This window comes from Klebsiella sp. 10 (genome assembly GCF_018223925.1).
GTDB classification, from domain to species: Bacteria; Pseudomonadota; Gammaproteobacteria; order Enterobacterales; family Enterobacteriaceae; genus Klebsiella; species Klebsiella pneumoniae.
Genome location: NZ_JAGRRB010000005.1, coordinates 88463 through 115245 on the forward strand (window position 1 = coordinate 88463; position 26783 = coordinate 115245).

19 protein-coding genes are annotated in these 26783 nt (G+C 58.2%); 3 read left to right on the forward strand and 16 right to left on the reverse strand.

Annotated elements, in window-relative coordinates:
• Positions 1 to 2: 2 nt before the first annotated feature.
• A complete protein-coding gene (gene malQ, locus KHQ26_RS06375; RefSeq protein ID WP_004174020.1) occupies positions 3 to 2096 on the reverse strand; it encodes a 4-alpha-glucanotransferase in 2094 nt (697 codons plus the stop codon).
• 10 nt (positions 2097 to 2106) lie between these two features.
• Positions 2107 to 4497, reverse strand: coding sequence for a maltodextrin phosphorylase (malP, locus tag KHQ26_RS06380; protein ID WP_004151407.1), 2391 nt, complete (start codon positions 4495 to 4497; stop codon positions 2107 to 2109).
• A gap of 624 nt (positions 4498 to 5121) precedes the next feature.
• On the opposite strand from malP, the gene malT reads away from it, so the two are divergent.
• Positions 5122 to 7827 carry an HTH-type transcriptional regulator MalT gene (gene malT / locus KHQ26_RS06385; protein WP_002920545.1) on the forward strand — a complete coding sequence of 902 codons (2706 nt, stop codon included), beginning with the start codon at positions 5122 to 5124 and terminating at the stop codon, positions 7825 to 7827.
• Positions 7828 to 7842: 15 nt separating this feature from the next.
• Here the strand turns inward: malT and KHQ26_RS06390 are convergent, their stop codons facing one another.
• Genes KHQ26_RS06390 through glpE form a run of 3 tightly spaced genes read right to left on the reverse strand, consistent with a single transcriptional unit; the run spans position 7843 to position 9861 of the window.
• A complete protein-coding gene (locus KHQ26_RS06390) occupies positions 7843 to 8601 on the reverse strand; it encodes a DeoR/GlpR family transcriptional regulator (protein ID WP_002920548.1) in 759 nt (252 codons plus the stop codon).
• A 49-nt stretch (positions 8602 to 8650) separates the two neighbouring features.
• Positions 8651 to 9481, reverse strand: coding sequence for a rhomboid family intramembrane serine protease GlpG (gene glpG, locus KHQ26_RS06395; RefSeq protein WP_004151408.1), 831 nt, complete (start codon positions 9479 to 9481; stop codon positions 8651 to 8653).
• Positions 9482 to 9531: 50 nt separating this feature from the next.
• Positions 9532 to 9861 (reverse strand): thiosulfate sulfurtransferase GlpE, encoded by a 330-nt coding sequence (glpE, locus tag KHQ26_RS06400; RefSeq protein ID WP_002920552.1) that lies wholly within the window; start codon positions 9859 to 9861, stop codon positions 9532 to 9534.
• 204 nt (positions 9862 to 10065) lie between these two features.
• Between glpE and glpD the strand changes: the two genes are divergently transcribed.
• Positions 10066 to 11574 carry a glycerol-3-phosphate dehydrogenase gene (glpD, locus tag KHQ26_RS06405; RefSeq protein WP_002920554.1) on the forward strand — a complete coding sequence of 503 codons (1509 nt, stop codon included), beginning with the start codon at positions 10066 to 10068 and terminating at the stop codon, positions 11572 to 11574.
• 62 nt (positions 11575 to 11636) lie between these two features.
• Here the strand turns inward: glpD and KHQ26_RS06410 are convergent, their stop codons facing one another.
• The 8 genes from KHQ26_RS06410 to asd form a co-directional block, all read right to left on the reverse strand.
• Positions 11637 to 11936 carry a helix-turn-helix domain-containing protein gene (locus KHQ26_RS06410; RefSeq protein WP_002920557.1) on the reverse strand — a complete coding sequence of 100 codons (300 nt, stop codon included), beginning with the start codon at positions 11934 to 11936 and terminating at the stop codon, positions 11637 to 11639.
• Positions 11936 to 12283, reverse strand: a complete 348-nt coding sequence (locus tag KHQ26_RS06415) for a type II toxin-antitoxin system RelE/ParE family toxin (protein ID WP_032410616.1) — start codon at positions 12281 to 12283, stop codon at positions 11936 to 11938. The genes KHQ26_RS06410 and KHQ26_RS06415 overlap by 1 nt, the downstream gene beginning before the upstream one ends.
• 175 nt (positions 12284 to 12458) lie before the next feature.
• Positions 12459 to 14906 (reverse strand): glycogen phosphorylase, encoded by a 2448-nt coding sequence (glgP, locus tag KHQ26_RS06420; RefSeq protein WP_002920561.1) that lies wholly within the window; start codon positions 14904 to 14906, stop codon positions 12459 to 12461.
• 17 nt (positions 14907 to 14923) lie between these two features.
• Entirely contained in the window at positions 14924 to 16357 is a 1434-nt protein-coding gene (gene glgA / locus KHQ26_RS06425; protein ID WP_002920564.1) for a glycogen synthase GlgA, read from the reverse strand.
• The gene (gene glgC / locus KHQ26_RS06430) at positions 16357 to 17652 is read right to left on the reverse strand and encodes a glucose-1-phosphate adenylyltransferase (protein ID WP_002920566.1); all 1296 of its coding nucleotides are present in this window, start codon (positions 17650 to 17652) and stop codon (positions 16357 to 16359) included. The genes glgA and glgC overlap by 1 nt, the downstream gene beginning before the upstream one ends.
• An 80-nt stretch (positions 17653 to 17732) precedes the next feature.
• Positions 17733 to 19709: a glycogen debranching protein GlgX gene (glgX, locus tag KHQ26_RS06435; protein WP_049124122.1), complete on the reverse strand. Its 1977-nt coding sequence runs from the start codon at positions 19707 to 19709 to the stop codon at positions 17733 to 17735.
• Complete coding sequence (glgB, locus tag KHQ26_RS06440) at positions 19706 to 21892, reverse strand: 1,4-alpha-glucan branching enzyme (RefSeq protein ID WP_004150069.1); 2187 nt, start codon at positions 21890 to 21892, stop codon at positions 19706 to 19708. Before glgB ends, glgX begins: the two co-directional genes overlap by 4 nt.
• 238 nt (positions 21893 to 22130) lie before the next feature.
• A complete protein-coding gene (asd, locus tag KHQ26_RS06445) occupies positions 22131 to 23237 on the reverse strand; it encodes an aspartate-semialdehyde dehydrogenase (protein ID WP_002920570.1) in 1107 nt (368 codons plus the stop codon).
• A gap of 103 nt (positions 23238 to 23340) precedes the next feature.
• On the opposite strand from asd, the gene KHQ26_RS06450 reads away from it, so the two are divergent.
• On the forward strand, positions 23341 to 23703 hold the full coding sequence (locus KHQ26_RS06450; protein ID WP_020804865.1) for a hypothetical protein: 363 nt from the start codon (positions 23341 to 23343) through the stop codon (positions 23701 to 23703).
• Here the strand turns inward: KHQ26_RS06450 and gntU are convergent.
• The 3 genes from gntU to gntR all read right to left on the reverse strand — a co-directional run bounded on the left by gntU (position 23700) and on the right by gntR (position 26746).
• Entirely contained in the window at positions 23700 to 25040 is a 1341-nt protein-coding gene (gene gntU, locus KHQ26_RS06455; protein ID WP_002920773.1) for a gluconate transporter, read from the reverse strand. The genes KHQ26_RS06450 and gntU overlap by 4 nt on opposite strands.
• Positions 25040 to 25570, reverse strand: coding sequence for a gluconokinase (gntK, locus tag KHQ26_RS06460; RefSeq protein ID WP_002920775.1), 531 nt, complete (start codon positions 25568 to 25570; stop codon positions 25040 to 25042). Before gntK ends, gntU begins: the two co-directional genes overlap by 1 nt.
• 180 nt (positions 25571 to 25750) lie before the next feature.
• Positions 25751 to 26746, reverse strand: coding sequence for a gluconate operon transcriptional repressor GntR (gene gntR / locus KHQ26_RS06465; RefSeq protein WP_002920777.1), 996 nt, complete (start codon positions 26744 to 26746; stop codon positions 25751 to 25753).
• Positions 26747 to 26783: the final 37 nt, after the last annotated feature.

The following is a 26783-nucleotide window of genomic DNA, read 5'->3' on the forward strand; positions in this document are numbered from 1 at the left end:
TATCAGGAGGCGGCTTTCTTGCTCGCCGCCTTGCGCCGTTTATCCAGATCCTTAATCAGCTTATTGACCCGTTCATCGGCAAACATCTGCTCCAGGGTGACGGACAGCTTCCGGCGCCAGTTCGGGTACTCGGTGCTGGTGCCCGGAATGTTAACCGGCGTCGCCATCTCCAGCCAGTCTTCCGGCTGCAGGCCCAGCAGGGCGCTGTTGCTGTCGGCAATATAACGCTGCATCCCCCGGTTGAGGATCCCCGTCATGCTCATCAGCGAGGCCTTATGGCCGGCGCGCTTGGGCAGACAGCCGTACTTATGCAGCGCGTCCAGCAGCCCTTGCTTCGCCAGCTCGCGGTCCTGGTACAGTCCGCGCAGCACCACCTCATCAGGATAGAGGCCCAGCGCTTTACCTAACGTCAGATCGCCGCTTTCCCAGTAGCCGCGAAGAGTGGGCAGGTCGTGCGTCGTCGCCACAGCCATTGATTGCTCCGGGTACAGCGCCGGCGCGCGGAACGTTTTCTCTGCATCACTCTCAAAATAGAGCACCTTATAAGAATAGACGCCGCTGTTGCGTAACTTGCTGACGATCTCCACCGGTACCGTGCCCAGATCTTCACCGATCACCATGCAGCGATGACGCTGGCTTTCCAGCGCCAGAAGCGACAGCAGATCGTCGACCGGATACTGAACGTAAGCGCCATGATCGGCGGTTTCACCATACGGGATCCACCACAGACGCAGCACAGACATCACGTGATCGATGCGCAGCGCGCCGCAGTTCTGCATATTAGCGCGCAGCAGGTCGATAAACGGCTCATAGGCGCGGGCGGCAATGATATGCGGATCCATCGGCGGCAGGCCCCAGTTCTGGCCCAGCGGGCCCAGAATATCCGGCGGCGCGCCTACGGATGCTTTCAGGCAGTACAGTTCACGATCGCACCAGGTTTCCGACCCGCCCTCGGCGACGCCCACCGCCAGGTCGCGGTAGAGGCCGATCGGCATGCCGTCACGCTGGCTGGTTTCCCAGCAGGCGGCAAACTGACTCCAGGCCAGCCACTGCAGCCAGAGATAGAAACTGACGTCATCCTCATGCTCGACGCAGAAGGCTTTCACCTCCGGGCTGTCGATATCCTGAAAGGCCTTCGGCCAGGCCGGCCAGCCCCAGCGCAGCGGGTCCTGTTGTACCTGCCAGGCGTGCAGCGCATCGAAAGCCGCCTGCCAGTAGAGGCTTTCCCCTTCGCGCAGAACAAACTCGCGGAACGCTGTCATCTGCTCATCTTCACGACGAGAGAATTGTTTCCATGCCATACGCAGCGCGGTCATTTTCAGCGTAGTGACGGCGGTATAATCCACATCGTCCGTTTCCCGCGCCACCTGCAGTGCCTGCTGCGTTGCCGGAGACTGCCACCACGCCTGCGCCTCTTCGCTACGCTGGAAATCTTCAACCGCGTTGACGTCGATATAAATAACGTTCAGCCAGCGACGTGAAGACGGGCTATAGGGGCTGGCGCTCTCCGGGTTCGCCGGATAGAGGGCATGAATCGGGTTAAGGCCAATAAACGACCCGCCGCGGCGGGCGATTTCCGGCAGCATGGCCCGCAGATCGCCAAAATCGCCGATCCCCCAGTTTTTCTCTGAGCGCAGGGTATACAGCTGCACGCAGGTGCCCCACAGCTTTTTCCCCTCTTTCAGCGGCTGCGGCTCATAGCAGCGCGCTGGCGCGACGATAGTTCGGCAGTGCCAGCGCTCCCCCTCCTGGGTGAGGGTCAGGGAGTGGTACCCCTCCGGCAGTTTGGCCGGCAGCGGCAGCGTCTCGCCGCCGCGGGTTTTCCCTTGATACTGCTTACCGTCCTCAGTAGTCAGGATCCACTGATACTCACCGCGTCCTGCCACCGGCAGCGACATTTTTTTGCCGTGAGTGAAAATTTTCACGTTCGGCAGCGGGTTAACCGCCACTTTCGTGGCGGCGGTAGAGCGATGCATCGCATCCAGCAGGCGCTGTTTGGTGACAGCCGCGATAGACTGCGGCTTGCCGTGCGCGTTGATATAGCTGGGGCTGATGCCCGCCGCCAGCGCGGCATTATCGAGGCGTTTACTCTCCATAGGCCTTCCTTTAGCGTTTCGCCTGCCAGATACGTTGCTGATAATCGCGGATCGAGCGGTCGGAGCTGAACATGCCGCAGCGCGCGGTGTTGAGGATAGCCGCACGGGTCCAGGCCTCCTCGTCGCGATACAGCTCATCTACCCGTTTTTGCGCCGCTACGTAGGCTTCGAAATCGGCCAGCACCAGGTACGGATCGCCGCCCTGCAGCAGGCTGTGCAGCATCTGATCGAAGGCATGCTTGTCGCCGTTGCTGTAGGTGCCATTCTCCAGCTCCTTAAGCACCGCATCGAGCAGCTTGTCTTTTTTACGCCATTTCAGCGGATCGTAGCCTTTCGCTTTCAGGGCTTTCACCTCTTCAACCGTGTGGCCGAAGATAAAGATGTTCTCCTCGCCCACCTGCTCAGCGATTTCCACGTTAGCGCCATCCAGCGTCCCGACGGTCAGCGCGCCGTTCAGCGCCAGCTTCATGTTGCCGGTGCCAGAGGCTTCTTTACCCGCGGTGGAGATCTGCTCGGAGATATCCGCCGCCGGGATCAGTTTTTCTGCTGCCGATACACAATAGTCCGGCAGGAAGACCACCTTCAGCTTATCGCCGACTTTCGGGTCGTTGTTGATCGCCTCCGCTACCTTATTGATGGCAAAAATAATGTTTTTCGCCAGATAGTAGCCCGGCGCCGCTTTCGCGCCGAACAAGAAGACGCGCGGTACGCGGTCGGACTGCGGGTTTTCGCGGATCTCTTTGTACAGCGCAAGGATATGCAGCAGGTTAAGGTGCTGACGCTTATACTCGTGCAGACGTTTGATCTGGATATCGAAGATCGCCTGCGGGTTGATCTCAATCCCGGTACGCTGCTTCACAAACTCAGCCAGATGAACTTTGTTGGCCTGCTTGATATCGCGATAAGTCTGACGGAACGCCGCATCGTCAGCATATTTTTCCAGGTTGATCAGCTGGTCGAGGTCATTGGCCCACTCTTTTTTCAGCGTCTCATCCAGCAGCGAGGCCAGCGCCGGGTTGCACTGCTTGATCCAGCGGCGCGGCGTGATGCCGTTGGTCACGTTATGGAATTTGTTCGGCCACAGCTGGTTATATTCCGGGAACAGATCTTTTACCACCAGATCCGAGTGCAGCGCCGCCACGCCGTTGACAGCAAAGCCGCCCACCACGCACATGTTGGCCATCCGAACCTGTTTGTCATGCACCACCGCCAGCTTCGCCCAGACCTGCTTATCGCCCGGCCAGGTTTTGTCCACCAGCTGTTTAAAGCGGTCGTTGATCTCTTTAATGATCTGCATATGGCGCGGCAGCAGCGCTTTTACCAGCTTCTCATCCCAGCATTCCAACGCTTCCGGCATCAGGGTGTGGTTGGTGTAAGCAAAGGTTTTGCTGGTGATCGCCCAGGCGTCGTCCCAGCTCAGCTGGTGCTCGTCGATCAGCACGCGCAGCAGCTCCGGGATGGCGATGGTCGGGTGCGTATCGTTCAGCTGGATCACTTCGTAATCCGCCAGTTCGGCCAGCTTGCGGCCTGCCAGATGATGACGGCGCAGGATATCGGCCACTGAGCAGGCGCACTGGAAGTACTGCTGCATCAGGCGCAGTTTTTTACCGGCCTGATGGTTGTCGTTCGGGTACAGCACCTTGGTCAGTTTTTCCGCGTCGATGCCCTGCTGCTCGGCGCGCAGGAAATCGCCATCGTTGAATTTGGTCAGGTTGAACGGATGAGCGTGTTTGGCCTGCCACAGACGCAGCGGCTGGGCGACGTTGTTGCGATAGCCAAGCACCGGCAGGTCCCAGGCTTCGCCGGTAATGACGAACGCCGGCTGCCATTCGCCGTTTTTGCTGACTTTCCCGCCGATACCTACCTGGACATCCAGCGCTTCGTTATGACGGAACCACGGGTAGCTGCTGCGCCCCCAGTCGTCAGGGGCTTCCATCTGCTGGCCATCGTCAAATGACTGGCGGAACAGGCCATACTGGTAGTTGAGACCGTAACCGGTCGCCGACTGCCCCACCGTCGCCATGGAGTCGAGGAAGCAGGCTGCCAGACGTCCCAGGCCACCGTTACCCAGCGCCGGGTCAGTCTCTTCTTCCAGCAGATCGGTGAGGTTGACATCGTAGCCTTTCAGCGCGTCGCTGACGCCCTCGTACCAGCCCAGGTTGAGCAGGTTGTTGCCGGTCAGACGACCAATCAGAAACTCCATTGAGATGTAGTTAACGTGACGCTGTCCTTGCGCCGGTTTCGCTACCGGCTGCGCCGCCAGGAGTTCCGCCAACGCTCCGCTGACTGCGCGCCACCATTGACGCTGTGTCATCTCGGAAGCGGACTGTAAACCAAAATGCTGCCACTGACGCGTCAGTGCAGCCTGAAACTGAGCTTTGTTAAATGTAGTCTGTGACATAATGAGATCCGGGTCCTTTACTAAAACGATGGCGCTAGTGTGCCGACCTCCCGATTCATCGTCCTCATCCTGACGGGGATTAGACAGGGAGGAGTGGCGGGGATGAGCGAAAAGTGTGATCCTGAACACTATAGTGTGGGCGAGAAGGCAAAAATATGCTGTAAAAATCACCGCGATATGACAATTGAGAGGTTACCTCCGGTAGCTAAAAATTTGTTACAGGCCAATACGTGTAAAAAATCTTCCAGTTCCTCGCCACGTTATTAACAAAATAAATAGAGGCCCCTGAAGAAATAAGCACCTTTCATCGCATTGACCCGCAAAAAAGATTACTTCTAAGAAATCGCTGACAATAATTTAATAAAAACAAACAACTACTCTTAGCGTAAAATAAATCCACCCACACTCCGCCAGCTACCGCCTGAAAACCGCGGCCGACCAGTCCTGCCTGCGATTTTTTCCCATTCTCAGCCAATGTCAAAATTTGTGACATAGAGCAAATTCAAGAGCATAAACTTCGGACATAACTTGCAATAAATTTCATAATCACCGACCTTATTAGATATTAATTACGAAGCGCAAAAAAAATCGCAACCTCTCTCTTGCACAGCGAAATGTAGAACTATGTTGATTCCGTCCAAATTAAGTCGTCCGGTCCGCCTTGAACACACTGTGGTTCGTGAGCGCTTACTGGCGAAACTTTCCGGCGCGAACAATTATCGTCTCGTGCTGATCACCAGTCCTGCCGGGTACGGTAAGACAACGCTCATTTCTCAGTGGGCCGCGGGTAAAAACGATCTTGGGTGGTTTTCGCTGGACGAAGGCGACAACCAGCAGGAGCGTTTTGCCAGCTATCTGATCGCGGCGATTCAGCAGGCTACCGGCAACCACTGCGCGGCCAGTGAAGCGATGGTGCAAAAACGCCAGTACGCCAGTCTCTCCTCTCTTTTTGCGCAGCTGTTTATTGAACTTGCCGACTGGCAGCGCCCGCTGTATCTCGTCATTGATGATTACCATCTGATCAATAATCCGGTGATCCATGACGCGATGCGCTTTTTCCTGCGCCATCAGCCGGAGAATATGACCCTGGTGGTCCTGTCGCGTAACCTGCCGCAGCTGGGCATTGCCAATCTGCGCGTCCGCGATCAGCTTCTGGAGATTGGCAGTCAGCAGCTGGCCTTTACCCACCAGGAGGCGAAACAATTTTTCGACTGTCGTCTGACATCGCCTATCGAAGCCGACGACAGTAGCCGGCTGTGCGACGATGTCGCCGGGTGGGCCACCGCGCTACAACTCATCGCCCTCTCCGCCCGCCAGAATAACTCCTCCGCCCAACACTCCGCCCGCCGCCTCGCCGGGATTAACGCCAGCCATCTGTCGGATTATCTGGTGGATGAAGTGCTGGATAACGTTGACGCCCGCACGCGCAACTTTTTGCTGAAGAGTTCTCTGCTGCGCTCAATGAACGACGCGTTAATCGTGCGCGTCACCGGCGAAGAGAATGGCCAGATGCAGCTGGAGGAGATCGAACGCCAGGGGCTGTTCCTGCAGCGGATGGATGATTCCGGCGAATGGTTCCGCTATCACCCGCTGTTTGGCAGCTTCCTGCGCCAGCGCTGTCAGTGGGAGCTGGCGGTTGAACTACCGGAGATCCACCGCGCCGCCGCGGAAAGCTGGATGGCGCAAGGTTTCCCCAGCGAGGCCATCCACCATGCGCTGGCGGCCGGCGATGCCAAAATGCTGCGCGATATCTTGCTCAATCATGCCTGGGGCATGTTTAACCATAGCGAGCTGGGGCTACTGGAGCAGTCGCTGGCGGCGCTGCCATGGTCCAATCTGCTGGAAAATCCGCGCCTGATCCTGCTCCAGGCCTGGCTGATGCAGAGCCAGCATCGCTACAGCGAAGTCAATACCCTGCTGGCGCGCGCCGAGCAGGAGATGAGTGTGGAAATGGACACCGCGATGCATGGCGACTTCAACGCGCTGCGCGCGCAGGTGGCGATTAACGATGGCGACCAGGACGAGGCGGAACGTCTGTCAATGGTGGCCCTGGAAGAGCTGCCGCTGGCCAACTATTACAGCCGCATCGTCGCCACATCGGTGCATGGCGAAGTTCTCCATTGTAAGGGAAAGCTGACCAAATCCCTCGCCGTGATGCAGCAGACCGAACAGATGGCCCGCCGTCATGACGTATGGCATTACGCCCTGTGGAGCATCATTCAGCAAAGCGAAATCCTCTTCGCCCAGGGCTTCCTGCAGGCCGCCTGGGAGAGCCAGGAGAAAGCCTTCCAGCTGGTACGCGAACAGCATCTTGAGCAGTTGCCGATGCATGAGTTCCTGCTGCGCATCCGTTCTCAGCTGCTGTGGGCATGGGCGCGCCTCGACGAGGCTGAAGCTTGCGCCCGCCAGGGGATGGACGTGCTATCCACCTATCAGCCGCAGCAGCAGCTGCAGTGCCTGGCGCTGATGGTCCAGTGCTCACTGGCGCGCGGCGATCTGGATAATGCCCGCAGCCACCTGAACCGGCTGGAAAACCTGCTCGGTAATGGTCACTATCACAGCGACTGGGTCTCCAACGCCGATAAGGTGCGAGTGATCTACTGGCAGATGACCGGTGATAAAACCGCGGCGGCCAACTGGCTGCGCCAGACGCCAAAGCCGGAGTTCGCCAACAACCACTTCCTGCAGAGCCAGTGGCGCAACATTGCCCGGGCGCAGATCCTGCTGGGCGACTTCGAACCGGCGGAAATGGTGCTGGAAGAGCTGAACGAAAATGCGCGTTCGCTGCGTTTGATGAGCGATCTCAACCGCAACCTGCTGCTGCTCAACCAGCTGTACTGGCAGTCAGGACGCAAGAGCGAAGCGCAGAAAGCCCTGCTGGAAGCCCTGACGCTCGCCAACCGCACCGGTTTTATCAACCACTTTGTGATTGAAGGCGAGGCGATGGCCCAGCAGCTGCGCCAGCTGATCCAGTTGAACACGTTGCCGGAGCTGGAGCAGCATCGCGCCCAGCGTATTCTGCGCGACATCAACCAGCATCATCGCCACAAATTCGCCCACTTTGACGAAGGGTTCGTCGAGCGACTGCTGAATCATCCGGAGGTGCCGGAGCTTATCCGCACCAGCCCGCTGACCCAGCGCGAGTGGCAGGTGCTTGGCTTAATCTATTCCGGTTACAGCAACGAGCAGATTGCCGGCGAGCTTGACGTGGCGGCCACCACCATCAAGACCCACATTCGCAACCTGTATCAGAAACTGGGCGTCGCCCACCGGCAGGACGCGGTACAGCATGCCCAGCAGTTACTTAAGATGATGGGATACGGCGTCTGACGACGCCGTTGCCGTTTAGCACAGCTCCAGCTGAAGGTTGTTATCAGTGATCACCTTCAGCACGCCGGCCGGCGGCAGCACGTCGGTATAGACCGCATCGACCATACTGATGCTGCCCATGTTGACCATCGCATTGCGGCCAAACTTGGTATGGTCCACCACCAGCATCACGTGGCGTGAATTCTCAATGATCGCCCGCTTGGTGCGCACTTCATGATAATCAAACTCCAGCAGCGAGCCATCGCTGTCTACGCCGCTGATGCCGAGAATGCCGAAGTCGAGGCGGAACTGCGAGATAAAGTCGAGGGTGGCTTCCCCGATGATCCCGCCGTCCCGGCTACGCAGTTCGCCGCCAGCGAGAATAATACGGAAGTCCTCTTTCACCATCAGCGTGTTGGCGACGTTAAGGTTATTGGTCACAATCCGCAGATCGTTGTGATCGAGCAGGGCGTGCGCCACCGCTTCCGGCGTGGTGCCGATATCAATAAACAGCGTCGCCCCGTCCGGGATCTCGCTGGCCACCCGCCGGGCGATACGCTCTTTCTCCGCCGTCTGGGTCGCTTTGCGATCGTGCCAGGAGGTGTTGACCGAGCTGGAGGGCAGCGCCGCGCCGCCGTGATGGCGGAGGATCATTTTCTGTTCGGCTAAATCGTTCAGGTCGCGGCGGATGGTCTGCGGGCTTACCGCGAACTGCTCAACCAGCTCTTCCGTGCTGACGTAACCCTGTTTTTTTACCAGCTCGATAATGGCGTCATGACGTTGTGTTTGTTTCATGAAATATCCCTGGAAAAATGTCGCCTACCCGACCCCTGTCGGTAAGTCTTTATGCGCGTTTTCGCCCATGTAAGGTATCAACAAACGCCATCGCCAGGCCGGTCGCCAGACCAGCCACGTGCGCGCCGTTGGCGATCGCCATGCCGAAAACGTCAAACCAGCCAGCAATTAACCACACTAAAGAGAAGAGTATCAACCCGCGCTGCAGATAAATACCGCTCTGCGGATCGCGCTCGCCCCGCAGCCAGACGTAGCCCATCAGCGCGTAGACCACGCCCGACAAGCCACCAAACCACGGGCCGCTAAACTGGTGCTGCACGAAGCCGCTCAGCAGAGCGCTGATGACGGTGATCACCACCAGCTTGCCGCTGCCGATGCGCTTTTCCACCGCGCCGCCAAGATACCACCACCATAGCAGGTTGAAGAGAATATGCATCAGCGAGAAATGCATGAAAGCATGGCTGAAATAGCGCCAGGCTTCGAACTGCAGCGAAGGATCGTAGGGCCAGGCCAGCCAAATCATCACCGGCTGATCGCCCAGCAGATTTTGCAGGATGAACACCGCGATGCAGATCAGCAGAATCGCCCAGGTGAACGGACCGGCGTTATGCCGCAGCGTGGCAAAGAAAGGAAAGCGCTGATAGCGCAACCCGCTATTGGTCTGTCCGGACTGCCAGCTCGCCGCCAGATAGCGCGGGTCCGCCGGGTTTTCGAGAAAACGCGCCAGCTCAGCCCTGACGCGCCCGGCCTGACTCTCATCAGCCAGCCAGACGTCGCTCTGGGTATGCTGCTGGATGGTCAGGATAATCCCCTGCGTCGCCATATAATCGACAAACGCCTGGGCCACCCGCGGGTTGGCAAAAGAGGTAATCATTAACATGCAGCGAATCGCTTATTCCACACAAAGGGGGATAGTATACCTGCCAGTCGTTAAAACGTCCCGCGCGCCACTTCCGCCGGGAAATGGCGATGCCAGGCGTCGAACCCGCCGTCAACGCTATAGACCTTATCAAACCCCTGCTGCAGCAGATACTGCGCGGCGCCCTTGCTGCTGTTGCCGTGATAGCACATCACCATCACCGCCGTGTCAAAGTCGTTGTCACGCATAAACGCGCCCAGCGTATCGTTGGTCAGATGAAACGCGCCCGGCGTATGACCCATCGCATAGCTTTGCGGATCGCGGATATCGACCAGTACCGCCGTCTGCTGATGCAGTTTCTGGTGCGCTTCTTCAACATTGATGCATTCAAACTGTTCCATGATTCTCTTCTCTTTCTCGTCATGACGGGCGATGGCCGGCCCAATTTTACCCTGTAGTGTACCGTCAGGCGGTAAAGAAACGCCAATATGTTACACCCATCACTTCAAAATGTTTTTTTGATGTTACCAAAAGCGCGTTTGTTTGCTATAGTGAGCGATATCGAGCATTTATGAGCTTAAACGAAAGTGTGAGAGGGTAAGAACGTGGAAACCAAAGATCTGATTGTGATAGGCGGAGGCATCAACGGTGCCGGTATCGCGGCAGATGCCGCCGGGCGTGGTTTATCCGTACTGATGCTGGAAGCGCGCGATCTCGCCTGCGCCACCTCCAGCGCCAGTTCCAAACTGATCCACGGCGGGCTACGCTACCTCGAACACTATGAGTTCCGTCTGGTCAGCGAAGCGCTGGCCGAGCGTGAAGTGCTGTTAAAAATGGCCCCGCATATCGCCTTCCCGATGCGCTTTCGCCTACCGCATCGCCCGCATCTGCGCCCGGCATGGATGATCCGTATCGGCTTGTTTATGTACGATCATCTGGGCAAACGCACCAGCCTCCCGGGATCCACCGGGTTGCGTTTTGGCGCAGAATCGGTACTTAAACCGGAAATTGTGCGCGGTTTCGAATATTCCGACTGCTGGGTCGACGATGCCCGCCTGGTGCTGGCCAACGCGCAGATGGTCGTCCGCAAAGGCGGCGAAGTGCGTACCCGCACCCGCGCTATCTCGGCGAAACGTGAGAATGGCCTGTGGGTGGTGGAAGCGGAAGATATTGATAGCGGTGAGAAGTTTACCTGGAAGGCGCGCGGCCTGGTCAATGCCACCGGCCCATGGGTCAAACAGTTCTTCGACGAAGGGATGCATCTGCGCTCGCCTTACGGCATCCGTCTGATCAAGGGCAGCCACATCGTGGTGCCGCGGGTGCATACCCAGAAACAGGCTTATATTCTGCAGAACGAAGATAAACGCATAGTGTTTGTTATTCCGTGGATGGATGAGTTCTCTATCATCGGCACGACGGACGTCGAGTATAAGGGCGATCCGAAAGCGGTGGCCATTGATGATAAAGAGATCAACTATCTGCTGAACGTCTATAACGCGCACTTTAAAAAGACCCTCAGCCGGGACGATATCGTCTGGACCTACTCCGGCGTCCGTCCGCTGTGCGACGACGAGTCGGATTCGCCGCAGGCCATTACCCGCGACTATACCCTGGATATTCACGATGAGAACGGTCAGGCGCCGCTGCTGTCCGTCTTCGGCGGCAAGCTGACCACCTATCGCAAACTGGCCGAGCATGCACTGGAAAAACTGACCCCCTATTACAAAGGGATCGGCCCGGCATGGACCAAAACCGCGGTGCTCCCCGGCGGCGATATCGGCGGCGACCGCGACGACTACGCGGCAAAACTGCGCCGTCGCTTCCCGTTCATCAGTGAATCACTGGCCCGCCATTATGCCCGCACCTACGGGAGCAACAGCGAGTGGATCCTGAAGGAAGCCAGCGCCCTGAGCGATCTCGGGGAAGATTTCGGCCACGAGTTTTATGAAGCCGAGCTGAAATATCTGGTGGAGCACGAGTGGGTGCGCAGCCTGGATGACGCCATCTGGCGTCGAACCAAACAGGGTATGTGGCTGACTGCCGAGCAGCAGGCGCGCATCAGCGAATGGCTGGCGCAGCATGCGGGAAAGTCTGAACTGTCGTTAGCGTCCTGACATCGCGCGGCGCCAGGAGAGAAATACCCGGGCTATGGCTTGCGCTTGGCCCGGATACCTGTTCACAAATTAAACGAGACTTTTTTTCCAGTCGGCAATGTGACATTTATACTGAGTTCTCCCCCCAATGCCGCAATGTAGCGTTTTAGGGTCGAAAGCCGAGGGTCGTTATCAGCCTGTTCCATTTTAGCGATCGTTGGCTGCTTTACCCCCATAGCCGCAGCCATCTCTGTTTGCGACATTTGCAACTCTTCTCGAAGCAAGTTTAAAGCGACAGACTGGCGTATCTCTGCCGCTTTCGCTGCAATACGCTGCTGGCTATCAGGACTCTGTTTCGCCATGAGTTCTTTTAGCGTGGCCATTATCGCTCCTTAGTCAGGTGTTGGCTGAATTCTCTGTCAGCCAGAGTAATCATCTCTTTGTAAAAACGTTTCTCATTCATGCCATCCTTATCGCCCGCACATAAAACGATAGCTTTCCGCAGAGGCTCAAAAGCAAAAAAGGCGCGGATGGGGAGCCCATGATGCTGAACCCGGAGTTCTTTCATATTCTGAAACGTTGAATCTTTCACCGTATCAACATACGGGCGCCCAAGCTGCGGAGCAAACTCAGACAGGATGAGAATCGTGGCCAACATATCCTCTTTTAAAGCTCTACTTTGTAATTCGAACCAGGTATCAAACGTATCCGTCGTTTCTACATCCCACATAGGCTATGAACGTAAACTTATTGAGCGTTTATCGTACTGCTGGCGAATTCACGTCAATAGTATATTCCCGCAATAGCCTGAATCCTCCCCGGCACTTTTCCGAATAAAACGTTCGCCACACAACACAACGGGGCCAAATGGCCCCGTTGTGTTGTGTGGTGTTGCATTGACTGGCTTACAGCCTTACCGGGTCGATATGCCAGATATATTTCGCGTACTCCTGGATCGTCCGGTCAGAAGAGAAGTAGCCCATGTTGGCAATATTCAACATCGCCTTATAGGCCCACTCTTCCGGGTTTTGATACAGCTCGTCGACGCGATCCTGGCAGTCCACATAGCTACGATAGTCCGCCAGAACCTGGTAGTGGTCGCCAAAGTTAATCAGCGAATCCAGCAGGTCGCGGTAGCGCCCCGGTTCCGCCGGGCTGAAGACGCCGGTACCGATCTGCGTCAGCGCCTGGTGGAGCTCTTCATCCTGCTCGTAATATTCGCGTGGTTTATAGCCGCTGCGACGTAGCTCCTCCACCTCTTCCGCGGTGTTGCCGAAGATAAAGATATTCTCTTCGCCCACGTGCTCCTGCATCTCCACGTTTGCCCCATCAAGGGTGCCGATAGTCAGCGCGCCGTTAAGGGCAAACTTCATATTACTGGTGCCGGAAGCTTCAGTGCCTGCGAGGGAGATCTGTTCCGACAGGTCTGCCGCCGGAATGATCAGCTGCGCCAGGCTAACGCTGTAGTTGGGGATAAAGACGACCTTCAGCTTGTCGCCAATCTGCGGATCGTTATTAATCACCGCCGCCACATCGTTGATCAGGTGAATAATGTGCTTGGCCATATAGTAGGCCGAGGCCGCCTTACCGGCGAAAATATTTACCCGCGGCACCCACTCGGCCTGCGGATCGGCCTTGATCCGGTTATAGCGGGTGATGACGTGCAGCACATTCATTAGCTGCCGTTTGTATTCATGGATACGTTTGATCTGCACATCAAACAGCGCCTTCGGATTGACCACCACATTGAGCTGTTGAGCAATATAGCTGGCCAGCCGCTGTTTGTTCTCAAACTTGGCCTGACGCACCGCCTGATTGACCATCGGGTAGTCGATATGCTGTTTCAGCTCATCAAGCTGACTCAGATCGGTCCGCCAGGTGCGGCCGATATGCTCATCCAGCACTTTCGACAGCGGCGGGTTGGCCAGCGCCAGCCAGCGGCGCGGCGTCACACCGTTGGTCACGTTGATAAAGCGCATTGGGAAGATTTTGGCGAATTCGGCAAACAGTGACTCCACCATCAGTCGGGAATGCAGCTCGGACACCCCGTTGACCTTGTGGCTGACCACTACCGCCAGCCAGGCCATCCGCACACGGCGGCCGTTAGACTCGTCGATAATCGAGGTGCGACTGAGGAGGTCGGTATCGTTCGGATACTGCTCCTGCAAAGTCTTGAGGAAATAGTCGTTAATCTCGAAGATAATCTGCAGATGGCGCGGCAGAATTTTACCCAGCATATCCACCGGCCAGGTCTCGAGCGCTTCGCTCATCAGGGTGTGGTTGGTATAGGAGAAGACCTGACAGGTCACCTCAAACGCCTCGTCCCAGCTGAACTTATGTTCGTCGATAAGCAGACGCATCAGCTCCGGTATCGACAGCACCGGGTGGGTGTCATTCAGGTGGATGGCAATCTTGTCCGCCAGGTTGTCATAGGTCTTATGCAACATGTAATGGCGACTCAGGATATCCTGCACCGTGGCCGACACGAGGAAATACTCCTGGCGCAGGCGCAGCTCGCGGCCGGAGTAGGTCGAGTCGTCCGGATAGAGCACGCGGGAGACGTTTTCGGAGTGGTTTTTATCCTCTACCGCGGCGAAGTAGTCGCCCTGGTTGAATTTACCGAGGTTAATTTCGCTGCTGGCCTGCGCGCTCCACAGACGCAGCGTGTTGGTGGCGTCGGTGTCAAAGCCGGGGATGATCTGGTCGTAGGCTTCCGCAATGATCTCCTCCGTCTCAATCCAGCGGGTTTTCTTTCCTTCCTGCTGAATGCGGCCGCCGAAGCGCACTTTATAGCGGGTGTTGTGGCGCTCAAACTCCCACGGGTTACCGTACTCCAGCCAGTAGTCAGGAGACTCTTTTTGTCGGCCATCGACAATATTCTGTTTAAACATCCCGTAGTCGTAGCGGATGCCGTAACCGCGTCCCGGCAGACCCAGCGCCGCCAGGGAGTCAAGGAAGCAAGCCGCCAGACGGCCCAGACCGCCGTTGCCAAGCCCGGGGTCATTCTCTTCATCGATCAGCTCTTCGAGATCGAGCCCCATCTCCGCCAGCGCGCTGCTCACATCGTCATAAATGCCCAGCGACAGCAGCGCATTCGAGAGGGTGCGGCCGATCAGAAACTCCATCGACAGATAGTACACCTGGCGCACTTCCTGGGAGAGCTGCGCGCGGTTGGAGCGCAGCCAGCGCTCCACCATGCGATCGCGAACGGCAAACAGCGTGGCGTTAAGCCATTCATGCTTGTTGGCGATGGCCGGATCTTTACCGATGATAAACATCAGTTTATAGGCAATAGAATGCTTTAACGCCTCAACGCTCAGCGTCGGTGATGCATAGCTAAAGGGTACATTCATAACAATGACTCCAGTGGTTACATCAAGCGTTGATAAAGTTCGCGATAGGAGTTCGCGGCAACCTGCCAGCTAAAATCCATATTCATCGCCTGACGCTGCACGTAGCGCCAGAGCGACGGGCGCGACCAGAGGACAAAGGCGCGACGGATAGCGCGCAGCAATGACAGCGCATTGCTGTCCTCAAAGACAAACCCTGTCGCCAGACCATCGGCCAGATTCTCCAGCGAACTGTCAGCGACGGTGTCCGCCAGACCGCCGGTGCGGCGCACCAGCGGCAGCGTCCCGTACTTCAGACCATACAGCTGGGTCAGGCCGCAGGGTTCAAAGCGGCTCGGGACCAGAATGACGTCGGCGCCGCCCATAATGCGGTGGGAGAAGGCCTCATGGTAGCCAATCTGCACACCCACTTTGCCCGGGTGTTCGGCGGCGGCGGCGAGGAAACCTTCCTGCAGCACCGGATCGCCGGCGCCCAGCAGCGCCAGCTGGCCGCCCTGCTCAAGCAGACCCGGCAGCGCTTCAAGCACCAGGTCCAGCCCTTTCTGGCTGGTAAGACGGCTGACGACGGCAAACAACGGCGCTTTATCATCGACCTTCAGGCCCATGGCAATCTGCAGCTGACGCTTGTTCTCCGCCTTCTCCTCCAGCGTGTCGCGATCGTAGCGCATCGGCAGCAGCAGATCGTTTTGCGGGCTCCAGATACCGTCGTCAACGCCGTTGAGAATTCCCGACAGCCGACCTTCATGATGGCGCTGGCGCAGCAGCCCCTCCATGCCGTAGGCGTACTGCGGCTCGGTGATCTCGCGCGCGTAGGTCGGGCTCACCGCCGTAATATGGTCGGCGTAGTAGAGGCCGGCCTTGAGAAACGAGATCTGCCCGTTAAACTCGAGGCCATGCATGTTATAGAACGACCAAGGCAGCTCAATGTCATTCATATGCCAGGAGTAAAACATCCCCTGGTACGCCAGGTTGTGCACGGTAAACACCGATTTAGCCGGGCGTCCGCGCGCCGCCAGGTAGGCCGGCGTCAGGCCGGCGTGCCAGTCATGGGCATGCACCACATCCGGGCGCCAGAACGGATCCAGTCCGCTGGCCATTTCACTTCCCACCCAGCCCAGCAGCGCAAAGCGCAGGACGTTGTCGGGATAAGCGTGCTGGTTGGTATCGTGGTAAGGGCTCCCCGGACGGTCATAGAGATGCGGGGCGTCTATCAGGTAGATCCCCACGCCGTTAAAGTGGCCGTACAGCAGCGTGATCCGCCCGGCGAAGGTATCCCGGCGGGTCACCACCTGGGCATCCACCACGCCGCGACGGATATCGGGAAACGCCGGCAACAGCACGCGCGTATCGATACCCTCCGCGATTTGCGCCGCCGGCAGTGCGCCGATGACGTCCGCCAGACCGCCCGTCTTTAACAGCGGGAACATCTCAGAACATACATGTAAGACCTGCATTAGCGCTCCTGTTTGTGCCCTAATTTCCGCAGCATGTCGCGGGTCACCAGCACGATACCTTCCTCTGAGCGATAGAAGCGGCGTGCATCCTCTTCCGCATTCTCACCAATCACCATTCCTTCCGGGATAACACAGGCGCGGTCAATCACGCAGCGACGCAGGCGGCATGAGCGCCCCACCCAGACATCTGGCAACAAGACTGCCGAATCAATGTTACAGAACGAATTCACCCGCACGCGCGGGAACAGCACCGACTGCACCACCACCGACCCGGAGATAATGCACCCCCCGGAAACCAGCGAGTTCAGGGTCATGCCGTGACTACCGGAGCGGTCCTGCACGAACTTCGCCGGCGGCAGCGATTCCATATGGGTGCGGATCGGCCAGTTCTGGTCGTACATATCCAGCTCCGGCGTGACTGACGCCAGATCGAGGTTAGCCTTCCAGTAGGCTTCCAGCGTCCCCACGTCGCGCCAGTAAGGTTCGGCGTTCGGGTCGGACTGCACACAGGAGAGCGGGAAAGGATGTGCATAAGCCATGCCAGCTTCGGTGATCTTCGGAATGATGTCTTTGCCGAAATCGTGGCTGGAGTTCTCGTTGCGATCGTCTTCTTCCAGCAGCTCATAAAGATAGGCGGCGTCAAAGACATAAATGCCCATGCTGGCCAGCGATTTGGTCGGGTCGGTCGGCATCGCCGGCGGGTTGGCGGGTTTCTCGACAAACTCAATGATTTTTTCGTTTTCGTCGACCGCCATGACGCCGAAGGCGGATGCCTCTTCAATGGGCACCGGCATGCAGGCCACGGTGCAACGCGCCCCTTTTTCGACATGGTCGATCAGCATGCGCGAGTAGTCCTGCTTATAAATATGGTCGCCCGCGAGGATCACCACGTACTCGGCCTTGTAGCGGCTGATGATATCCAGGTTCTGCGTCACCGCATCCGCCGTGCCGCGATACCAATTTTCGCCATGCACGCGCTGCTGAGCCGGCAGCAGATCGACAAACTCGTTCATCTCTTCGCTGAAGAACGACCAGCCGCGCTGGATGTGCTGCACCAGCGTGTGCGACTGATACTGGGTAATAACGCCGATGCGGCGGATCCCTGAGTTAATGCAGTTAGATAATGCGAAATCGATAATACGGAACTTGCCGCCAAAGTGAACGGCAGGTTTCGCACGCTTAATGGTGAGATCCTTCAGCCGGGTGCCACGCCCGCCCGCGAGGATCAACGCCACGGATTTGATGGGTAATTGACGCGCCAGCATCAGCGGATCGTTTTTTTCAAGCCTAACCATGATTAACTCCTTTTTACACCCCCGCTTTCCAGCTCATCCCGCCGCGCCGCCGCCACGGGTCCAACCGAAAGCTTCAGGGCTTACGACCTTTGAAATACGCACACTCCGTGCGCGGGCCCATGCCAGACAGCCATGATGACCGGATTATCCTCTCCGGCGAATGGAGGAACGGCGCGCCATTCCCCCTCGGGTAAAACCATATCCACCACCTCTGCGGTGGCGTTCAGCGTGAGCAGCCAGCGATCCGACAACTGGATCTGCATACACGCGGCCCCCTGCTGCCACTCCGCGGCAGTCAGGGGCTGGGCGTTGCGATTAAGCCAGCGGACGTTGCCATCCCCCTCCTGCCACCAGCGGTTGCGGGTGAGCGCCGGAATACGGCGCCGCAGGTGGATCAGCGCCGCGGTAAAGGCGGTTAATCCCGGGTTCGCCTGGCGCCAGTCCAGCCACGTCAGGGCGTTGTCCTGGCAGTAAGCATTATTGTTACCGTGCTGGCTGTGGCCCTGTTCATCGCCCGCCAGCAGCATTGGCGTCCCCTGAGCCAGCAGCAGCGTCGTCAGCAGCGCATGCGCGCTGGCGCGCCGCCGTTCAATCACCGCAAAATTCGCTTCTAATCCTTCTATACCATGATTGTTGCTGTAGTTATTGTTAGTCCCATCGCGATTCTCCTCCCCGTTTGCCTCATTGTGTTTCTGATTGAAACAAACGCAGTCGCGCAGCGTGAAGCCATCGTGGGCCGTCACCAGGTTGACCGTCGCCGATGGCGGTTTGCCATCGCGGGCAAAGAGATCGCTGGAGGCCGCGAAACGTTGGGCAAAATCCCCCAGGGAGACATTTTGCTGTAGCCAGAAGCGTCGGGCGCTATCGCGAAAATGGTCATTCCATTCAGCGAACAGCGGTGGGAAATTACCCACCTGATAGCCGCCCGGGCCGATATCCCAGGGTTCCGCAATCAGTTTCACCTGCGACAGCACGCTGTCGCGGCGGATAGCCTCAAACAGCGGCGCATCCTGGCGGAATTCCGGCGTCCGCCCCATCACTGAGGCGAGGTCGAAGCGAAAGCCGTCGACATGGCACTCATCCACCCAAAAGCGCAAACACTGGCGCGCCCACTCCACCACGCCGGGGTGGCTAAGATTGAGCGTATTACCGCACCCGGTCCAGTTGTGATAATCGCCATCCTCCCTTACCCAATAATAGCTACGGTTGTCGATTCCGCGCAGGGAGACGGTGGGCCCTTCGAGATCGATTTCCGCACTATGGTTGAGCACGATATCCAGAATCACTTCGATACCGGCGGCGTGCAGCGCCTTAACCGCATCGCGAAACTCATCCAGGGCGCGATCCGGGTCGCTGGCGTAGCGCGGATCCAGCGCGAACCACGCCAACGGGTTGTAGCCCCAGTAGTTGCTTAACCCCATCCGCTGCAGTCGCGGCTCGCTGGCGAACTGCGCCACCGGCAACAGCTCAAGGGCGCTGATGCCCAGCGATTTGAAGTAAGCGATCATCGCCGGGTGGCCCAGCGCTTTATAGGTTCCGCGAATGGCTTCCGGTAGCTGCGGATTAAGCAAGGTGAGCCCTTTCACGTGCGCTTCATAAATCACCGTTTCCCCCCATGGGGTACGCGGCGGTTTATCGCCACGCCAGTCATAGCGCAGATCCACCACCTGCGATTTTGGCGCGACCGCGGCGCTGTCGCGGCGATCGGGCTGCCACATGCCGCCGTGCAGGCGCTCATCGTCAGGCAGATCGCCCTCGACCCGGTGGGCGCTGGGATCGATCAACAGCTTGGCCGGGTTAAAGCGGTGCCCCTGCGCCGGGTCCCAGGGACCATGTACCCGATAGCCGTAGCGCAGGCCCGGCCCGGCGGCGGCCAGCCAGCCGTGCCAGATGTCGCCGCTGCGCGCCGGGAGATCGAAGCGTTGCTCGTTGCCCTGCTCGTCGAATACGCACAGCTCCACCCGCTCCGCATGGGCGGAGAAGAGGGCGAAATTCACCCCCCTGCCGTCATAGCTGGCGCCCAATGGCGCAGGTTTGCCTGCCGCGAGTGAGGTCATTGCGCCTCCCGGACCAGCCAGATCGTCGCCAGCGGGGGCAGGGTCAGCGACAGCGAATGTTCGCGGCCATGGCTGGCGATAGCGTCGCTTTCCACCACGCCGCCATTGCCCTGATTGCTGCCGTGATAGTGCATGGAGTCGGTATTTAGCGCCTCGCGCCAGCGGCCCGGCTGGTTAATGCCGAAGCGGTAGTCGTGGCGCGGCACCGGCGTGAAGTTGCTGGCGACGATAATCTCGTTGCCCGCCCGGTCACGGCGTACAAAGACAAACACCGAGCGCTCATGGTCGTCGACCACCAGCCATTCGAAGCCGTAGGGGTCAAAATCCAGCTCGTGCAGCGCTTTATGATGACGGTAGGTATGGTTCAGGTCGCGCACCAGCCGCTGGACGCCGTGGTGCCAGTTGTCGCCGCCCTCCAGCAGATGCCAGTCGAGGCTAACGTCATGGTTCCACTCGCGCCCCTGAGCGAACTCATTGCCCATAAACAGCAGCTTTTTCCCCGGGAAGGCGAACAGCCAGCCGTAGTAGGCGCGCAGGTTGGCGAACTTCTGCCAGGCATCGCCCGGCATGCGGTCGAGAATCGATTTTTTGCCGTGCACCACTTCATCGTGGGAGAGCGGCAGCACAAAATTCTCGGTGTAGTTGTAGAGCATGCCGAAGGTCATTTTGTCATGATGGTAGCGGCGATGCACCGGATCGAGCTTCATGTAATCCAGGGTGTCGTGCATCCAGCCGAGGTTCCATTTGAACCAGAAACCGAGGCCGCCGCCGGCTGGCGGACGGGTCACCCCGGCAAAATCGGTGGACTCTTCCGCCATGGTGACCGCGCCCGGCGTCTGTTCGCCAAGGATGCGGTTGGTGTTGCGCAGAAACTCAATGGCTTCCAGATTCTCCCGACCGCCGTATTCGTTGGGGATCCACTCTCCCGCCTTGCGGCTGTAATCGCGATAGATCATCGAGGCCACCGCGTCGACCCGCAGCGCATCGATGCCGAAGCGTTCGATCCAGTACAGCGCGTTACCCACCAGGTAGTTGCTGACTTCCCGACGTCCGTAGTTGTAGATCAGGGTATTCCAGTCCTGGTGATACCCCTCGCGCGGATCGCTGTGCTCATACAGCGAAGTGCCGTCAAACGAGGCAAGGGCAAAATCATCCGCCGGGAAGTGGCCGGGCACCCAGTCAAGAATGACGTTCAGCCCGGCGGCGTGCGCGGCATTGATAAAGTAACGGAAATCGTCGCGGGTGCCGAAGCGGCGGGTCGGCGCATAGAGCCCGGTGGGTTGGTAGCCCCAGCTGCCGTCGAACGGGTGCTCGTTAACCGGCAATAGTTCGAGATGGGTGAAGCCCATCCATTTCGCATAGGGCACCAGCTGGTCGGCCAGCTCGCGGTAGCTCAGCCAGAAATTATTATCGGTATGACGGCGCCAGGAGCCGAGATGCACTTCATAGATAGAGATCGGGGCATCAAACTGGTTCGCCGCTCTGCGGTCCGCTGGCTGTTCCACTTTGGGCGGCAGGTCGCAGATAAGCGAGGCGCTTTCCGGACGCATTTGCGACTCAAAGGCGTAAGGGTCGGCTTTGACCCGCAGATTGCCGTGGGCGTCAATCAGTTCGAATTTATACAGCTGGCCATTATGCGCGCCGGGAACGAACAGCTCCCAGATCCCGGACTCTTTGCGGAATCGCATCGGGTGGCGACGGCCATCCCAGTAGTTAAACTGCCCCACCACCGATACGCGGCGGGCGTTCGGCGCCCACACCGAGAAACGGGTACCGGTGACGCCGTCCATGGTGGCAGCGTGCGCGCCCAGCGTTTCGTAAGGGCGCAGGTGGGTCCCTTCCGACAGCAGCCAGACGTCAAGGTCCTGCAACAGCGGACCAAAGCGATAAGGGTCATCGATCAGATTCTGCTGCCCGTGCCAGGTGACGGCCAGCTGATAGCGAAAAGCGTTTTTACGCCGCGGCAGGACGCCGCTGAAGAAACCACGCGAGTCGAGACATTCGAGCTTGCCGACTTTGCGTCCGGTTTTCGGTTCAATAACCCACACGTCGGTGGCATCGGGTAATAATGCGCGCACTTCCAGCCCGGCGTCAGTACGGTGCATGCCGAGCACGGAAAAGGGATCCGCGAAATGACCGGCGATTAGCGCATTAATCACGTCTCTATCAATATGATTAGACATGCTTTCATCCTGTTGTAAGTGTCGCTCATTCCTGTAACTGGCGACTTTTTTTGACCTGAACGGCGCAGTGCTCTCAGCATCCTCCTGCTCCGTCCCACCTTCAGGTAAGGAATTCCTTACTTAAAGCATAGCCAAGGCTGAGTTACCTCCGTGGGGAAAAATCTATCATCCGCGTTTACTCCTTGTATTACGCAAAAAAAAAGGGGGCTTGAAGACCCCCTTTCTGTTCATCCTGGGCTTACGCCAGCTGGCGAAGCATCCGGCGCAGCGGCTCCGCGGCGCCCCACAGCAGCTGGTCGCCAACGGTAAAGGCCGATAGATACTCCGGCCCCATATTCAGTTTACGCAGGCGTCCTACCGGGGTGGTCAGGGTGCCCGTCACCGCGGCTGGGGTCAGCTCGCGCATGGTAATCTCACGATCGTTCGGTACCACTTTGGCCCACGGGTTGTGCGCGGCCAGCAGCTCCTCAACGGTCGGGATAGAAACATCTTTCTTCAGCTTGATGGTAAACGCCTGGCTGTGGCAGCGCAGCGCGCCAACGCGAACGCAGAGGCCATCTACCGGGATAACGGACGAGGTGGCGAGGATCTTGTTGGTCTCCGCCTGGCCTTTCCACTCTTCGCGGCTCTGACCGTTATCCAGCTGTTTGTCGATCCACGGGATCAGGCTGCCCGCCAGCGGTACGCCAAAGTTATCGACCGGCAGCTCGCCGCTGCGGGTCAGCGACGTCACTTTGCGCTCAATATCCAGGATGGCGGAAGCCGGGTCCGCCAGCTCCGCGGCCACATGATTATGCAGCTGCCCCATCTGGCTCAGCAGCTCGCGCATATGACGCGCGCCGCCGCCGGAAGCCGCCTGGTACGTCGCCACGCTGACCCACTCCACCAGATCCTGAGCAAACAGGCCGCCGAGGGACATCAGCATCAGGCTGACGGTGCAGTTGCCGCCGACAAAGGTTTTCACGCCGTTGTTCAGGCCGGCGGTGATCACATCCTGGTTAACCGGGTCGAGGATAATGATCGCATCGTCCTTCATGCGCAGCGAAGAAGCCGCGTCAATCCAGTAACCCTGCCAGCCGCTTGCGCGCAGCTTCGGGTAAATCTCGTTGGTGTAATCGCCGCCCTGGCACGTGACAATAATGTCCAGCGCCTTCAGCGCGTCCAGATCGAACGCATCCTGCAGCGTGCCACCGGTGCTACCGCCGAATGACGGCGCTGGCTGTCCCAGCTGGGAGGTAGAGAAGAACACCGGGCGAATGGCGTCGAAATCGCGCTCTTCAACCATGCGTTGCATGAGAACAGAGCCGACCATTCCGCGCCAGCCGATAAAACCAACATTTTTCATAACGTATTCCTGCGAGGTGTGTGCTGTTTGTGCCTGGCCAGTTTCCAACTGGATTATCCCTCACCTTACAAAATGCAGCTAAAGTCGCAAGTGAAATTAATCAATGATTGCTGAACAATCAGAAAAGCAACTTATCCTGCACATTGTCCACCGTCGCTGGTCGTCGTCAAAAGCGCAACGATTATCGGGGAAAACCCCCGGGGAATGGAATATTTTCCGTCGCTATTTTATTGATCCTGATTATGGATTAAGCGTGAAATCTGGTGCTTTTCCGCTTGCCAAAAAAAAGCGACAAACCCAGTCACAGCAAGGGCTGACGAGGGATACGAGCATCGTCGTAGCGCTAATAAGGGCCAATAGCTGGCAAGGAAAAGAGGGAAAAAGGGCGGCTTATTGCAAAGAAGCCAGGGTAAGCAGCGTTACCCTGGCTTTTTATTTCCCACGAGCGGGAGATGAGCGGGCTTAGCTCAGCAGCTGGAAGGCGATCATACCGACAATCGCCCCGGTGGTGCCAAGGATGGTTTCCATCATGGTCCAGGTCTTCAGCGTCTGGGCTTCACTGGCGCCGGTAAATTTACCGAACAGCCAGAAGCCGGCGTCGTTCACGTGGCTTACCACAATCGAGCCGCCGGCGATACAGATAGACAATGCCGCCATCTGCGCGCCGCTGTAGTTCAGCTGCTCAATCACCGGCATCACCAGGCCGACCGCCGTCAGGCACGCCACGGTGGCAGAGCCCTGAATGATACGCACCGCCGCCGCCAGTACGAAGCAGGTAATAGCGATCGGCAGCCCCATTCCGGTCAGCGCTTCACCAAGCGCCGGGCCAACGCCGGAGTCAACCAGCACCTGCTTGAAGACGCCGCCAGCCCCGATCACCAGCAGAATAATCCCGGCCGGCTGCAGCGCGTGGCCGCAAATCTCCATCACCCGGTCTTTCGCCATTCCCTGACGTACCGCCAGACCGTAAATCGCCACCAGGCAGGCCACCAGGATCGCGGTGAACGGGTGGCCGATAAACTCGAACCATTCGTAGGCAGTGGAACCCACCGGCACAAAGCGCGCGGCGATGGTTTTCAGGCCAACCAGCACCAGCGGCAGCAGGATCAGCGCCAGGCTGAAGCCGAAGGAGGGCATTTTGCCTTCGCCGAGATGCGGTTCCGTGACGTCGTCAGGAATATGCAATTCGACGTAGCGGCTGATGAAGTTGCCCCATAGCGGACCGGCGATAATCATCCCCGGAATGGCCGCACACAGGCCAATCAGGATCATCCAGCCAAAGTCGGCGTGCATTTGCGACGCCAGCAGCATCGGCGCCGGTCCAGGCAACAGAAACGCCGCGGCGGCGGCAACGCCGGCAAACAGCGGGATCACCAGCTTCACGAGGTTAGTACCGGTATGGCGCGCCATCGAGAAGGCGACGCTAATCAGCAGTACGATCGCCACTTCGAAGAACAGCGGCAGCGCGCAGATGAGACCGGCGAGACCAATCGCATAGTGCGCGCGATTGTGGCCAAAGGATTTGAGCATCTTGACGGCAATCTGATCGACCGCCCCCGTTTCATGCAGGATCTTACCGAACATCGCGCCGAGCGCGACGACGATCGCCAGGAAGCCCAGCGTACCGCCCATCCCTTTCTCCATCGTCGCCGCGATTTTATCCAGCGGCATGCCGGAGAAGAGGCCGGCGCCAATAGAAACCACCATCAAAGCCACGAAGGCGTGCATTCGCGCCTTCATGACTAAAAACAGCAGCAGCAATACCGAGCCGACTGCTGTTAAAACAAGCGTTAAAGTACTCACTAGTGACTGCCTTTGTTGATCACCTCGATGGTGCTGGCCACCACGCCTTCCAGCGGCTGGTCGATATCGACGATAAGCACATCGCTCTCGTCGGCGCCTGGTTCCTGCAGCGTTTCAAACTGCGTCACCAACATTTGGGTTTTAAAGAAGTGCCCTTTACGCGCCTTCAGACGGCTTTCGATCACGTCGAAATCGCCTTTCAGGTAGATGAAGGAGAGGTTCGGGTTGCCCTTGCGCAGAATGTCGCGATAGCTCTTCTTCAGCGCCGAGCAGACGATCAGCGACACCTTGTTGGTACGCTGCATGGCGAACGCGGCGTCATTTAGCGCCTGCAGCCACGGCGTGCGGTCGTCATCGTTGAGCGGCTCGCCGGAGGCCATCTTGGTGATATTGCTGCGCGGATGGAGAAAGTCGCCGTCAAGAAACGCGGCATGCAGTTGATGCGCCACTTCGCTGGCGACAGCGGATTTTCCGCTGCCGGAAACGCCCATCAGGACATAGACGTGGTGATCATGGTTAGTCGTGCTCAAAGCGTCCTCCCACTGGACTGGTACGCCGCGCCGGGGCTGACTCATCCAGCGCGAAGGCGGCGTATCGGTTAATTGTTACGGGTAACTGTTATCGGTAACATTGTCATGCCGGACCTGTGGAGAAGCAATATCCATTCGTGCCAGATGTGAATATGTGTGATCTACTTCAAACTTGTCAGTTTAAATTGATCCGCCCGGTGACAATGTGAAACCTAAATCTAACATCTTAGGGGTAATCGCTTCACCACGAATGCGCGCCAGCAGCCGTTCGGCGCCGATGCGCCCCATTCGCTCGCGCGGGGTCAGGACGCTGGCCAGCCGCGGCTCCATCACCTGGCCGATATCATGGCCGTGGAACCCGGCGATCGCCATATCATCGGGTATCTTCAGCCCCAGACGCTGGCACTCGAACGCCGCGCCGACCGCGAGGTCATCGTTGGTGCAGAAGATGCCGTCGAGCTGCGGATATTCGCGGCGCGCCTGGCGCATCAGCTCAATCCCCGAAGAATAGGACGAGGATTGCTCCACCATCACGCTGTAGGGCGTCATCCCGGCGTCAAGCATCGCCTGCTCGTACCCCTTCTGTTTGATGATAGTACGTTCATCAAGACGCGCCCCCAGATAGGCGACATGGCGATGGCCGCGGGCGATGATCGCCGCGGTCATCTGCCGGGCGGCTTCAAAGTTATCAAACCCGACGGCAATATCGAGACACGGCGACCGGCTGTCCATCAGCTCCACCACCGGAATGCCGGCGACTTCGATCATCTTCAGGGTGCGCGGCGTATGGGTGCGTTCGGTGAGGATCAGGCCATCAATGTTCCAGGAGAGCATCGATTCGAGGCGTTTCTCTTCCATTTCCGGCTTATAGCCGTAGTGCGCCAGCATGGTTTGATAGCCGAAGGCGTCGGTGACGCTTTCGATACCGCGCAGTACTTCCGAAAAGACCTGATTGGTTAACGACGGCAGCAGCACGCCGATGGCGCGGCTGGTGGCGTTGGAAAGAATGTCAGGGGCGCGATTGGGAATATAACCCAGTTCATCGAGGGCAACGGCAATCTTGCCACGCAGCGCTTCGGAGACCTGCTCCGGGTTGCGTAAATAGCGACTGACCGTCATTTTGGTCACGCCGACAAGATCGGCTACATCCTGAAGTACGGGTCTTTTCTTTTTCATCGTCCTGACTGTGATCAACGGGAAACATTTTCTCAGT